The sequence below is a fragment of the Micromonospora sp. NPDC085948 genome (assembly GCF_040686315.1).
Lineage (GTDB): Bacteria > Actinomycetota > Actinomycetes > Mycobacteriales > Micromonosporaceae > Micromonospora.
The window spans coordinates 321,772-334,431 of sequence record NZ_JBFBJW010000002.1 but is presented as its reverse complement, the minus strand read 5'-3'; the positions used below and the strand labels follow the sequence as shown (position 1 = coordinate 334,431).

At 71.5% G+C, this 12,660-nt stretch carries 14 protein-coding genes; 7 read left to right on the top strand and 7 right to left on the bottom strand.

Annotated elements, in window-relative coordinates; genetic code table 11:
- Positions 1-13: 13 nt before the first annotated feature.
- The 7 genes from AB0O48_RS07305 to AB0O48_RS07275 form a co-directional block, all read right to left on the bottom strand.
- Complete coding sequence (locus AB0O48_RS07305; protein ID WP_357253975.1) at positions 14-781, bottom strand: hypothetical protein; 768 nt, start codon at positions 779-781, stop codon at positions 14-16.
- Between the two features lie 155 nt (positions 782-936).
- On the bottom strand, positions 937-1,422 hold the full coding sequence (locus AB0O48_RS07300) for a winged helix-turn-helix domain-containing protein (protein WP_357253973.1): 486 nt from the start codon (positions 1,420-1,422) through the stop codon (positions 937-939).
- 176 nt (positions 1,423-1,598) lie between these two features.
- A complete protein-coding gene (locus AB0O48_RS07295) occupies positions 1,599-1,919 on the bottom strand; it encodes a DUF1416 domain-containing protein (RefSeq protein ID WP_357253773.1) in 321 nt (106 codons plus the stop codon).
- Positions 1,920-1,921: 2 nt separating this feature from the next.
- Positions 1,922-2,770 carry a sulfurtransferase gene (locus AB0O48_RS07290; protein ID WP_357253771.1) on the bottom strand — a complete coding sequence of 283 codons (849 nt, stop codon included), beginning with the start codon at positions 2,768-2,770 and terminating at the stop codon, positions 1,922-1,924.
- Between the two features lie 206 nt (positions 2,771-2,976).
- Positions 2,977-3,054, bottom strand: a complete 78-nt coding sequence (locus AB0O48_RS07285) for an Ms5788A family Cys-rich leader peptide (RefSeq protein ID WP_310503780.1) — start codon at positions 3,052-3,054, stop codon at positions 2,977-2,979.
- A 92-nt stretch (positions 3,055-3,146) separates the two neighbouring features.
- A complete protein-coding gene (locus tag AB0O48_RS07280; protein ID WP_357253769.1) occupies positions 3,147-3,935 on the bottom strand; it encodes a DUF2993 domain-containing protein in 789 nt (262 codons plus the stop codon).
- Between the two features lie 104 nt (positions 3,936-4,039).
- Complete coding sequence (locus AB0O48_RS07275) at positions 4,040-5,101, bottom strand: hypothetical protein (RefSeq protein WP_357253768.1); 1,062 nt, start codon at positions 5,099-5,101, stop codon at positions 4,040-4,042.
- 242 nt (positions 5,102-5,343) lie between these two features.
- Between AB0O48_RS07275 and AB0O48_RS07270 the strand changes: the two genes are divergently transcribed.
- The 7 genes from AB0O48_RS07270 to pstB all read left to right on the top strand — a co-directional run bounded on the left by AB0O48_RS07270 (position 5,344) and on the right by pstB (position 12,542).
- A complete protein-coding gene (locus AB0O48_RS07270; RefSeq protein ID WP_357253767.1) occupies positions 5,344-6,063 on the top strand; it encodes a response regulator transcription factor in 720 nt (239 codons plus the stop codon).
- Positions 6,064-6,256: 193 nt separating this feature from the next.
- Positions 6,257-7,081, top strand: coding sequence for a polysaccharide deacetylase family protein (locus AB0O48_RS07265; RefSeq protein ID WP_365063780.1), 825 nt, complete (start codon positions 6,257-6,259; stop codon positions 7,079-7,081).
- Between the two features lie 128 nt (positions 7,082-7,209).
- Positions 7,210-8,136 carry a mycothiol synthase gene (gene mshD / locus AB0O48_RS07260; protein ID WP_357253763.1) on the top strand — a complete coding sequence of 309 codons (927 nt, stop codon included), beginning with the start codon at positions 7,210-7,212 and terminating at the stop codon, positions 8,134-8,136.
- 290 nt (positions 8,137-8,426) lie between these two features.
- Positions 8,427-9,533, top strand: a complete 1,107-nt coding sequence (gene pstS, locus AB0O48_RS07255) for a phosphate ABC transporter substrate-binding protein PstS (RefSeq protein WP_365063777.1) — start codon at positions 8,427-8,429, stop codon at positions 9,531-9,533.
- Positions 9,534-9,571: 38 nt separating this feature from the next.
- Positions 9,572-10,663, top strand: coding sequence for a phosphate ABC transporter permease subunit PstC (gene pstC, locus AB0O48_RS07250; protein WP_357253759.1), 1,092 nt, complete (start codon positions 9,572-9,574; stop codon positions 10,661-10,663).
- Complete coding sequence (pstA, locus tag AB0O48_RS07245) at positions 10,660-11,748, top strand: phosphate ABC transporter permease PstA (protein WP_357253757.1); 1,089 nt, start codon at positions 10,660-10,662, stop codon at positions 11,746-11,748. Before pstC ends, pstA begins: the two co-directional genes overlap by 4 nt.
- 17 nt (positions 11,749-11,765) lie before the next feature.
- The gene (gene pstB / locus AB0O48_RS07240; protein WP_355027583.1) at positions 11,766-12,542 is read left to right on the top strand and encodes a phosphate ABC transporter ATP-binding protein PstB; all 777 of its coding nucleotides are present in this window, start codon (positions 11,766-11,768) and stop codon (positions 12,540-12,542) included.
- Positions 12,543-12,660: the final 118 nt, after the last annotated feature.

Sequence of the window (12,660 nt, the reverse complement as noted above, 5' to 3'; positions counted from 1 at the left end):
GGACCTGCCCGGTTCAGCTCGGGCAGCCGACGGTGGCGGCCAGCCGGGTGTCGTCCGGGACGAGCTCGGCGAGCACCGTGACCGCGCCGGTGCGGTACGCGTACACCGGGGGGTTGTCCAGCAGTGGGGTGGCGTCGGCCAGCGGAGCGAGGGCGGCCGGCGACACGGCCGGGCCGGGGCCGCCCGCGGACCGTGCGGTGCGAGCCGACCCGCCGCCCGGGCAGGGCGCGGTGACCAGCTCCGGCGCGGTGTCGCCGGGCCGGCCGAGGGCCGCCAGCGCGGCGGTCAGTGCGGCGGCTTCCGGACCGGCGGCGGTCGGCTGGGCTGGTCGGTAGCCGGAGCCGACCGGCCGGCAACCGGTGTCGACGAGCAACAGCACTCGGCCGTCCACGGTCGGCCGACCCTCGACGGCCACGAACTCACCCGCGTCGGCGTACAGCTCGGGGCCGTCCAGCCCGGAGCCGACGCCGGCCCGCCAGGTCGCCGGCAGCCGATCGGCGATGCCGTCCAACACGGCCTTCTCGGTGCCGGTGGGCGCGAGTACGCCGATCTCGCGTCGCAGCCTCGCCCCCTCCGCGAACGGGGTGACCCGGCAGCCGGCAGCGATCCGCGGCGGGCTCAGCTCCAGCAGGCCGGCGGCACCGGCGGCCCGCGCCAGCTCACCTATCGCCCGGTCGACCACCGGGCCGGCCTGGTCGAGGGAACGCTGCTCGCGAACGGTCGGCGGATCGGTGCGGACCGACATGGTGGTGAGCACGGCCAGCAGCACGGCCCACACCACGGTCGCGGCCAGCAGCCAACGCCGCCGTCGCCGGGCGGGTGCCGGCACGGTGGGACCGGCCGAAGAGGCCCAACCCGTCTGGACAGCACCGCTCACCCGGTCATGGTGTCACGCGCCCGCCGCCGGCCCGGCGGCGGAGGCAGTCGGCGGTACGGTCAGTGGCCGTTCAGCCGGGGCGGCGGGCCGAGTCGATAGCCGACGCCGCGCACCGCGTGCACCTGCGGTCCGCCCGGCAGGCCTCGTAACCTGCGCCGGAGCCGCTTGATCGTGGACTGCAGCGCCGCGGTGTCGGCGCCGCCCAGCGCGGAGGCGCAGAGCTGTTCGTAGCTCCACACCACCAGCGGCGGGCCGATGAGCCGGGCCAGCAGTTCCCGTTCGGCGCGGGAGAGCGGCAGCGGGTCGCCCCGCCAGGTCACCAGGTGTGCGGTCGGGTCGACGACCAGCTCACCCCAGCGGACGGGTCCCTGCGGCGTCGCGGGCGCGGCGACCGGCCCGACGACCGACGTCGAGCCACCCGGCGACGGGGACAGCAGCGCCCGCAACTGGGCCAGGTCGGCGCAGTTCACCACCGAGCCGACCCCGTCGAGCCGGCGCAGCACCCGACCGAGCACCCCGGCGTCCGCGCTGACGCAGACGACGATCGGAACCTCCGCGCCGGACTCGCCGCCACCCTGCGCACCAACCGTGATTTCCACCAGTAGATAGTGACGTACACCAATGGGTTTCGTTGGTCCGCACCGCCTGACGACCCTGCCGACAAACGACCGGGGCCGGCCACCCGCGTGGGTGTCCGGCCCCGGTCGATCGGAGCAGTGGGTCAGGCGACGGTGACGCCAACCTCGTTGACGCCCCGGCCGGCGGTGACGGCGGTGTCGCCGTTGCCGTGCCGGGACAGTGCCCGCAGCGTCCAGGAGCCCGGCGCGGCGAAGAACCGGAACTGGCCGGCCGCCGAGGTCACCACCTCGGCGGTGAATTCGCCCGTCGAGTCGAGCAGCCGGACGTACGCACCCGGCACCGGCTCGTCCTCAGCGGAGCGGACGATCCCGGTGATGACGGTTTCCTTCTCCAGGTCCAGGCTGGCCGGCAGCGGCGCGGCCTGGTCGGGTGCGGCGCAACCCGCGGCGGTGGGGAGCGTCATGATCAGGCCTCCCCGGGTTCGTCGCCGAGCGCGACCGGCACGCCGACCAGCGAGCCGTACTCGGTCCAGGAGCCGTCGTAGTTCTTGACGTTGCGGTGGCCCAGCAGCTCCTGGAGCACGAACCAGGTGTGCGAGGAGCGCTCACCGATGCGGCAGTAGGCGATGGTCTCCCTGCCGTCGTCGAGGCCCGCGTCGCCGTAGATCCGGCGCAGCTCGTCGTCGGACCGGAAGGTGCCGTCCTCGTTGGCCGCCTTGGACCACGGGACGCTGATCGCGGTCGGGATGTGGCCGCCCCGCTGCGCCTGCTCCTGGGGCAGGTGGGCGGGGGCGAGCAGCCGGCCGGCGAACTCGTCGGGGCTGCGCACGTCGACCAGGTTCTTGGTGCCGATCGCCGCCACGACCTCGTCCCGGAAGGCCCGGATCGAGGTGTCCGGCTCCTGCGCGACGTACTGCGTCGCCGGGCGGGTCACCGAGTCGGTGACCAGCGGGCGGGCATCCAGCTCCCACTTCTTGCGACCGCCGTCGAGCAGCTTCACGTCGCCGTGGCCGTAGAGCTTGAAGTACCAGTAGGCGTACGCGGCGAACCAGTTGTTGTTGCCGCCGTAGAGGATGACGGTGTCGTCGTTGCTGATGCCCCGCTCGGAGAGCAACGCCTCGAACTGCGTCTTGTTGACGAAGTCCCGGCGGACCTGGTCCTGCAGGTCGGTCTTCCAGTCAATCTTGATGGCGCCGGCGATGTGGCCGGTGTCGTAGGCCGAGGTGTCCTCGTCGACCTCGACGAAGACGACGCCCGGGGCGTCGAGGTTCTTCTCGGCCCACTCGGCCGAAACGAGTGCGGTGTCGCGACTCATCGAATCACTCCCTGGTGAGGATGGATGGTGAGCCAACGCGCGAGCATTGATGGGTGTAACTGTCGCACCACGCGCGGGACCCAGCGGAAGGACGGGATCACGGGTTCGTGCGACGGCGCCGCTGCCGGGCATTCGGTGGGATCACCGGAGGGTGCGAGAACCCTGTGCCGGTGGCCGCCGTCAGGCGGCCGGAGACAGCCCCGCCGTCAGATGACGGGGCGACACAGGCAGGTGGCCACGCGGCACAGGTCGACCGCGCGCCGTTTGGTGAGGTGGGTCCCCATGAGCAGGGAGCCTACCAGCCGGTGACCGTGCTGCCACTGGGCCGACCACCATCCGGGAACGACCCGGGCCGTCGTCCGGCCCGGGTCGCCACTCAGCTGACGGAATTGATGGGCACGTTCTTCGCGTCGGCGGTGACCGCCAAGCCTTCCGGCAGCGGGCGGACCTCCCGGACGGCGAGTTGAAACGGCAGATCCGGCAGGGGCACGTCGATGGAGATGCTCTTGGCGAAGTTGTTCAGGAAGGTGCGGGCCAGCGGCAGGTTCGGCAGACCCGCGGCGTCCAGGTCGTTGAACCGCAGGGCGACCGCGCCGTTGTCGGCGACGGTGACGTCGGCGGTGCCGCTGATCGTGATCTTCTGACCGAGGATGTCGGCCGGACCCGTGACGGCGAGCTTGCCGTTCTGCTCGCCGAGGACGAGCCCCGGGCGCTTCAGCAGCGCGGTCAGACTCTCGTAGCTGATCGTGCCGGTGCCGTTGACGGTGTCCGCCACGACGTCGCCCTGGCCGGTACGCAGGGTGTCCAGCGAGGCCCGCACGTTGCGAGCGTCCACGTTGAGCACCGGCAACCGCACGGTGTCGCCCTCGACCGGGGCCTGCACGTCCCGCAGTTTGATCGAGATCCGCTCGTAGCGACCGTCGAGCACCTGGGTGAGGAACGGGACTCCGGCGACCTCCACGTCCGGCTTGGCGGCCTGCCCGCCCTGCTTGGCGACCTCCTGCTGGACGCGCTCGCCGATCATCCGCTCGGCGACCCCGACGGCCACCCGGTCGGCGACGACCAGCAACCCGGCCAGCAGCAGGAGCAGCACGAACAGCCCGATGAGCAGCTTGCGGCCACGCCGTCGGGGTCGCGCCTCGTCCACCGGATAGTCCTGCGCCACGCCGCCTCCTGTCTCCGCCCGTCGCGCCGCGACGGGTCGTTCATACCGACGCCGCAGGGCGGCGCACCCGTTGGTACCCGAGCGGCTCCGCGCTCAACCGTGACTCAGAGGAAGAGCATGCACATGGCGTACGCGGCCGGCGCCGCGAGGGCGAAGCCGCCGAGCGGACCCTGCATGTGCCGGGCCACCCACATAGTGGGCGTCTCGCCGGCCATCAGCCGCCCCGCCTCCGCGTACCCCACGGCGAGATCGGAGAGGACGGCGGTGACCGCCGCGACCAGGCCGATCACGGCGGCCCGGGTCGGCGTGAAGGGTGCCACCAGGTAGCTGCCCAGGAGTGCGCTGGTGAGCGTGCCGACCATCGCGCCGGCCACCACGCCAGCGGCGCCGCGCGGCACCTGCGGAGCCAGTCGGGGCCAGGGCAGCACGGCGTCGGTCAACCGGGCGACGGTCAGCGCGACGCCGCTGGCGGACAGGCAGACGGTGATCGCCTGGGTGCCGGCCGGGATCCGGCTGAGCACGATCAGGGTGCCGAAGGCCACCACCCCGACCACGATGAGCAGCGTGGCGCCGAGTGAGTCGGTGACCCGGACCCGGTCGACCCGACGGACCAACTGGCCGAGAACCGCGGCGAGGAACCCGCCGGCCGCCAGGTAGCCCAGCGGCGCCAGGCCGGCGACGTCGGTCTGCACCGCGGCGATGTCGACGAGCGCCGCGACCACGGCGCTGATCCCGGCGACGACCAGCAGCGCGGGCGGTCGCATGGCCATGGTCCAGGCCAGTACGAACAGCAACTGGACGCCGAAGATGATGAAGGCGAATGGCAGGCGGTGACCGGGACCCGAGGTCTGTGCGCCGAGCACCAGACCGAGGCCGAGCAGCGCGGCGAAGCCGGCGATGGTCACCGCCAACTGGCGGCGTACCTCGACCGGGGGTACGACCTCCTCCTCCGGCTCGTCGACCTCGTCCTCGGATCGGCGGGCCGGCTCACCGGCTCGCCGGGCCCGACGAGGCCCACCCCGTTCGCGGCGGTCGCCGTCGGTGGTGGTGGCCGGGCCGGTACGCGGCGCGGACGGTTGGCCGCGGCTCGGTGTGGCGGCCGGACCCGGGTGGGGCCCGGCGGGCCACGATTCGCGGCCGGCCTCGGGCGACGTGGAGGGAAACACGACCCGATCGTGCCAGACCGACGGCCCGAAGCGGTGGTCACGGGTTTCAGCAACGTTAAAACCTGGGCCACGATCAGGGGCAAGGTAGACAAACGGGAAATGGCCTGACGGCGCGGCCAAGGCGATCGGTTACGCTCATCCCGTTACCCCGCCCGTCAGCGACGCCGGGACCACGCAATTTCTCAGCGCGCTCCCCCGTGAGTGTGTCTGGTCGCGTGCGGCCGTGCGCCGCCGGGACGGAGGTGATCGTGGAAATCCTGCTGCTGGTGACTGCGCGCGCAGGCGAACCGTCGGCTGTGCTGCCGGCACTCGACCTGCTGCCGCATTCGGTTCGTACCGCGCCGCGCGACGTTCGCACCCTGGTCGCGGGCCCCAGCCCGGACGCGGTGATGGTGGACGCCCGCTCGGAGTTGAGCGAGGCCCGCGCGACCTGCCGCATGTTGCACGCCACCGGGCTCGGCGTGCCGCTCGTCGCGGTGGTGACCGAGGCCGGCCTGATCGCGCTGAACGCGGACTGGGGCGTCGACGACGTCATCCTCGCCTCGGCCGGCCCCGCCGAGGTCGAGGCCCGGCTGCGGCTGGCGGTGGGCCGGCTGAGCAACGCGACGGCTGGCGCGGGCGGCTCGATCCGGGCCGGCGAGCTGAACATCGACCCGGACACGTACGCGGCCAAGCTCAAGGGTCGGCCGCTCGACCTCACCTACAAGGAGTTCGAGCTGTTGAAGTTCCTGGCCCAGCACCCGGGTCGGGTGTTCACCAGGGACCAGCTCCTGCGCGAGGTCTGGGGCTACGACTACTTCGGCGGCACCCGCACGGTGGACGTGCACGTCCGGCGGCTGCGCGCCAAGCTCGGCTCGGAGTACGAGTCGATGATCGGCACGGTTCGCCAGGTCGGCTACAAGTTCGTCGTTCCGCCGTCGCGTTCGCTGCCCGAGGCGGAGCACGTGCCACTGCCGGTCTGATCCGCGAGTCGCCCCGAGCGATTTCCCATATGCCCTTTTTGCGCAGCTTGGCAGTCCTATTCTGACTGCCGGGTTTGTCGGAGAAGGGGGCGGCTGTGCGCGCAGTGACCACGGGGGCGACGGGCCGGCGTGACCGGCCAGGCGGGCACAGGCCGTGACGCGGGGCAACTCGACCGCGAGGGCGGCCGGGATCGTGACCGTGGTGGTGGCGGCACTGCTCGGCTCGGCGTACGCGCTGGGCCGCAGTCTCGTGCCCGACCAGGTTCCGGGGCTCTCCACCGGGGCCACGACAGGTGCCGACGGGCCGCACTACGCCGACCAGCCCAGTGGTGGCGAGCCGAGCGGCACCCCGAGCGCCAGCACCGGCCCCGCCGAGACCGGTCAGGACGGGTCGGCGCCGAATACGGGCACCGACAACCTGTTCGGCGCGCACGCCACCTCCGGCTCCCCGCGTCTCGCGCTGACCTTCGACGACGGCCCCGACCCGCGCTACACCCCACAGGTCCTCGCCCTCCTGCGCGAGTACGACGTGCACGCCACGTTCTGCGTGGTCGGCGAGAACGCGCAGAACCACCCCGACCTGATCCAGGCGATCGTCAACGAGGGGCACACCCTGTGCAACCACTCGTGGCACCACGACGTCGGCCTGGGCGCCCGCTCGGCCGACGCGATCCGCTCCGATCTGCTGCGCACCAACGCGGCGATCCGGGCGGCGGTGCCGAACGCTCCGATCGTCTGGTACCGCCAGCCGGGCGGCGCGTGGACGTACCCCGTGGTGTCGGTGGCTCGGCAACTCGGCATGACCTCGCTGCACTGGTCGGTGGACCCGTCGGACTGGGAACTGCCCGGCGCCGGCAAGATCACCGCGACCGTGTTGACGCAGGCCGAACCGGGCTCGGTGGTGCTGCTGCACGACGCCGGCGGGAACCGGCAGGGCACCGTGGACGCGCTGCGCCGGATCCTGCCCGACCTGACCGCGAGGTTCGAGTTGGAGGCGCTGCCCACCGACCCGACGTGAGGCGCGGCGTCCGGGTCCGCGCCGATGCTGGCGCGAGCGGTCACGCCCCTGGCCGGCCTGCGGCGCTCCCGGACGACGACCCGCCGCGTTGGAGATTCGTCCGGACACGCAGCGGATACGGTGGCGGAATGAGCAGCGCGGAGCCGACCAGCGACCAGGTGACCCGGACCGACCGACTGGCGCCGGCGGAGATCGGCGAGATACTGGCCCTCGCCAGCGCCGCCGGCGACACCGACGGCGCCGACCCGCTGGACGAGCACGTCCTGCTCCGCCTCCGTGACCCGGACGCCCCGGCCCTGCACCTGATCGCCCGCGCCGACGACGGCACCCTCACCGGGTACGCGCACCTCGACACCACCGACCCGGTCGGCGGGATCGGGGTCGAGCTGGTGGTGCACCCCGCGTACCGACGCCGGGGCACCGGTCGCGCGCTGGCCCGGGGCGTACTCGCCTCGGCCACCGGGCCGCTGCGGGCGTGGGCGCACGGCGACCACCCGTCAGCCGCGGCGCTCGGCGTCGACCTCGGGTTCACCCGGGCGCGGGTGCTCTGGCAGTTGCGCCGCCCCCTGGCCGCTCCGCTGGGTGAGCCGCGCCTGCCCGACGGGGTGGCGCTGCGCGCGTTCCGGCCCGGGTCGGACGACGCGGCGTGGCTGATCCTCAACTCACGCGCCTTCGCCGAGCACCCCGAGCAGGGGCGGTGGACCTCGGACGACCTGCGCGTCCGCCTCGGCGAGCCGTGGTTCGACCCGGCCGGCTTCCTGCTCGCCGAGGAGACCGCCACCGGTCGACTGCTCGGCTTCCACTGGACCAAGGTGCACGAACGCCCGGGGTCGGCCCGGATCGGCGAGGTGTACGTGCTGGGCGTGGAGCCGACCGCGCACGGCGGCGGGCTCGGCCGGGCCCTGACCACCGCCGGGCTGGCGTACCTGCGGGACAAGCGGGGCCTGGACCGGGTGATGCTCTACGTGGACGAGTCGAACGCCGGGGCCGTCGCGCTCTACGAGCGGCTGGGCTTCGCCCGTTGGTCCGCGCACATCAACTACCACCTGGGCTGACCGTCGACCCGCTCCCCGGCCGATCACCGCGCGGTAACGGCCGGGCCTCGGCGGCATAACGGCGAACCGGAAATATACCCATACTTCCGACAGGTGTATCCGGGTTCACTTAACGGACAACTCGCCCTCAGCAAGCGGTCATCTCGGCGGCCGTACGTGTTCACCTCGCGTTCACTTGCGACCGGCGAACCGGCTACCTGGCACTTCTAACTTTCGTGTCAGCCGGTCAGTGCCGGTCCTCGGGCCCCGGGATCGGGGCGCCAAGTCAGACGCGAAGGGAAACCCCTCAGGTGAAGCTCCAGCGGTACGGCACTATTGCCTGCCTCGCTCTTGCCGCGACGCTCGGCCTCAGTGCATGCGGCTCGGACAACAACGAGCCCGCCTCCGGCGCGAACGCTTCGGGCTCGGCCGCCGCGGTCGACTGCGCTACCGGCACGCTGAACGCCCAGGGCTCGTCGGCGCAGAAGAACGCCATGGCCGAGTGGATCAAGGCGTACCAGCAGAAGTGCCAGGGCACCACGATCAACTACGAGGCTTCCGGCTCCGGCGCCGGCATCCAGGCGTTCATCGCCGGGACCGCCGACTTCGCCGGCTCCGACTCCGCGCTCAAGCCGGAGGAGCAGCCGCAGGCGGACGCCAAGTGCGTCGGTGGCAAGGCCATCCACCTGCCGATGGTGATCGGCCCGGTGGCCGTCGCCTACAACGTCAGCGGCGTGGACAACCTCCAGCTCAAGCCGGCCACCCTGGCGAAGATCTTCGCCGGCAAGGTCACCAAGTGGGACGACGCCACGATCAAGGCCGACAACCCGGACGCCAAGCTCCCGGCGACCACGATCCAGACCATCCACCGCTCGGACGAGTCGGGCACCACCGACAACTTCACCAAGTACCTCTCGAAGACCGCTGAGAGCGACTGGACCCTGGGCAACGCCAAGGCGTGGAAGGCCCCGGGCGGCACCGGCGCCAAGGGCTCGGACGGCGTGGCCAGCAAGGTCAAGGCTGCCGACGGCTCCATCGGCTACATGGAGTGGTCGTTCGCCGAGAACGCCGGCCTGAAGATGTCCAAGATCGGCAACGGCAACGGCGAGTTCGCCGCGCTGACCGCCGAGGCGGCCGGCAAGACCATCGCCGGCGCCAAGGTCGACGGCCAGGGCGACGACCTCAAGCTGTCGATCGACTACAACACCAAGGAGACCGGGGCCTACCCGATCGTCCTGGCGACGTACGAGGTCGTCTGCAGCAAGGGCCTCGCGGCCGACAAGTTGAAGCTGGTCAAGGGCCTGCTGGGCCACGCCGCCAGCGCCGAGGGCCAGGCCTCTCTCACCGAGCTGGGCTACGCCCCGCTGCCGGAGACGGTCCGCACCAAGGTCGAGACCGCGGTCAAGAACCTCTCCTGACCCGATTCCACACCTCCGCAACCGAATCGAGCGAGCAGATGGGTGAAACCCCTCACCGCTCGGCCGACGCCGGCACCGGTGGGACGCACGTGACTCAGAGTCACGAGTGGTCCGCCGGTGCCTCGGCGCGTGTGGCCGAGGCACCAGTCAGCACCCGTTCCCCGGGCGGCACCGAGCTGGGCGGCGGCGGCGCGCTGCCGCGCAGCCGTAAGTTCGGCGCCGAGCGGGCCTTCCGCGGTCTCACCCTGGCCGCCGGCACCGCCGTTCTGGTCATCATCGCCGCCATCGCGATCTTCCTGGTCGCCAAGGCGGTGCCGGCCCTCCGCGCCAACACCGAGAACTTCTGGTCCTACGAGGGCTGGTCCCCCAACGAAACCCAGCCGAAGTTCGGTATCGGCGCGCTCGCCTTCGGCACCGTGCTCAGCTCGGCGCTCGCACTGCTCATCGCGGTGCCGGTGGCGCTCGGTATCGCGCTCTACCTCTCGCACTACGCGCCGCGCCGGTTAGGCACCGCGCTCGGCTTCCTGGTCGACCTGCTGGCCGCCGTACCGAGCGTGGTCTTCGGTCTGTGGGGGCGGGACGTCTTCAGCAGCCCGGTGCGGGACTTCTCGGTCTGGCTGAACCAGCACTTCGGCTGGATCCCGCTCTTCGGCGGTGACGGCCCCTTCGGGGCGTCCGTCATGCTGGGCGCTCTGGTGCTCGCGATCATGGTGCTGCCGATCATCACCTCGCTCTCCCGCGAGGTGTTCCTCCAGACGCCGACCGCGAACGAGGAGGCCGCCCTCGCCCTGGGCGCCACCCGCTGGGAGATGCTCCGCACCGCGGTGCTCCCGTACGGCCGCCCCGGCATCATCGCCGCGATGATGCTCGGCCTCGGCCGGGCGCTCGGCGAGACCATCGCCCTGGCGCTGACCCTCGGCATCACCTTCAACATCTCGTTCAACCTGATCCAGAACGGCGGCAACACCATCGCCGCCAACATCGCCAACGCGTTCGGCGAGGCGAACGAGACCGGCCGGGGCGCATTGATCGCCTCCGGCCTGGTGCTGTTCGCCATCACGCTGATCGTCAACATCACGGCGCGGGCGATCATCTACCGCCGCCGGGAGTTCACGGAGTCGGCCGCATGACCACAACCGTCACCTCCCACCGCACCCGGCCCCCGGCCCAGCCCGACTCGCTGCGGGCCAGGCGGCTGCCCTGGTACGCCGCCCCGGCCATCGCCGTGGCGGCCCTGGCGCTCTCCGCCGTGCTCGTCTACGGCACCGACATCGGCGGCCCGGTCCTCGTGGTCGTCCTCGGCGCGGTGCTCTACCTGGTCGGGCTCTTCGCCGCGGCCAACGCGGTCGAGGGGCGCCGGTCGGCCCGCAACCGCACCTGGAGCGCGCTGATCCACTCCGCGTTCGTGCTGGCGGTGCTGCCGCTCATCTCGGTGGTCTGGACGCTGGTCAGCAAGGGCACCGAGCGGCTGGACGGCAACTTCTTCCAGACCTCGATGAACAACATCGGGGCCCGGGACGCCAACGGCGGCGCGTACCACGCGATCGTCGGCACGCTGGAGCAGGTCGGCATCGCCACCCTGATCACCGTCCCGCTCGGCGTTCTCTGCGCCATCTACATCGTCGAGTACGGGCGGGGCAAGTTCGCCTTCGCGATCCGGTTCTTCGTGGACGTGATGACCGGCATCCCGTCGATCGTCTCCGGCCTCTTCGTGCTGGCGTTCTGGGTGCTCGTCGTGTCGCCGTGGTTCAACGACGGCCGGCCCAGCTTCTCCGGCTTCGCCGCCGCGCTCGCGCTGAGCGTGCTCATGCTGCCCACCATCGTCCGGTCCACCGAGGAGATGCTCCGCCTCGTCCCGGCGCCACTGCGCGAGGGCGCGTACGCGCTCGGCGTACCCAAGTGGAAGACCATCCTGCGGGTGGTGGTGCCGACGGCACTGCCCGGCATCGTCACCGGCGTCATGCTCGCCATCGCCCGCGCGGCCGGCGAGACCGCACCGGTGCTGCTGGTCGCCGGCGGCGGCGCCGCGATCAACACGAACCCCTTCGAGAACAGCCAGTCGTCGCTGTCCCTCTTCGTCTACCAGCAGGCCGGTGACGCGTCGAAGTACGCACCGGCACGGGCGTGGACCGCGGCACTCACCCTGGTCGCCCTCGTGCTCATCCTGACGATCGCGGCGAAGTTGCTGGCCCGTCGCAACAGGCTCAGCCGATGAACCCCGGAGGTACCACCATGGCCAAGCGCGTCTCCGCCTCGAACGTCACCGCGTACTACGGCGGCTTCAAGGCGATCGAGAACATCAACCTGACCGTCGAGCCGAAGACCGTCACCGCCCTGATCGGGCCGTCCGGTTGCGGCAAGTCCACGTTCCTGCGGTCGATCAACCGCATGCACGAGGTGCTGCCGGGCGCCCGGGTCGAGGGCAGCCTGACCATCGACGACCAGGACATCTACGACCGGGACGTGGACGTCACCGCGGTCCGGCGCACGATCGGCATGGTCTTCCAGCGGCCGAACCCGTTCCCCACCATGAGCATCTTCGAGAACGTGGTGGCCGGGCTGAAGCTCAACGGCGTCCGCCGGAAGTCGATCCTGGAGGACGCGGCCGAGAAGGCACTGCGCTCGGCGAACCTGTGGGACGAGGTCAAGGACCGGCTGGGCAAGCCCGGCGCGGGCCTCTCCGGCGGTCAGCAGCAGCGGCTCTGCATCGCCCGGACCATCGCGGTCGAGCCGCAGGTCGTCCTGATGGACGAGCCGTGCTCGGCGCTGGACCCGATCTCCACCCTGGCGATCGAGGACCTGATGTTCCAGCTCAAGGACAAGTTCACGATCATCATCGTGACGCACAACATGCAGCAGGCCGCGCGGGTGTCGGACCGGACCGCCTTCTTCTCGATCGAGAAGACCGGCGACCCGGGCCGGCTGATCGAGTACGACAACACCCAGAAGATCTTCAGCAACCCGAGCGTGAAGAAGACCGAGGACTACATCACCGGCCGCTTCGGCTGAGCCGCATACCCCTACCCAGGATCGCGCTCGATCAGGGATGTAGTGGCCTCACCGTGCAACGGAGGCCACTACATCCCTGTTCGAGCGCGATCTTTCGGTAGGAGCGAGCCCGGCGGGC

Coding starts and splice junctions, on each gene's coding strand:
- AB0O48_RS07290 (WP_357253771.1), bottom strand. CDS start 2,770: ATGAGTCGCGACACCGCACTCGTTTCGGCCGAGTGGGCCGAGAAGAAC.
- AB0O48_RS07285 (WP_310503780.1), bottom strand. CDS start 3,054: ATGGGGACCCACCTCACCAAACGGCGCGCGGTCGACCTGTGCCGCGTG.
- AB0O48_RS07295 (WP_357253773.1), bottom strand. CDS start 1,919: ATGACGCTCCCCACCGCCGCGGGTTGCGCCGCACCCGACCAGGCCGCG.
- mshD (WP_357253763.1), top strand. CDS start 7,210: ATGAGCAGCGCGGAGCCGACCAGCGACCAGGTGACCCGGACCGACCGA.
- pstA (WP_357253757.1), top strand. CDS start 10,660: ATGACCACAACCGTCACCTCCCACCGCACCCGGCCCCCGGCCCAGCCC.
- pstB (WP_355027583.1), top strand. CDS start 11,766: ATGGCCAAGCGCGTCTCCGCCTCGAACGTCACCGCGTACTACGGCGGC.
- pstC (WP_357253759.1), top strand. CDS start 9,572: ATGGGTGAAACCCCTCACCGCTCGGCCGACGCCGGCACCGGTGGGACG.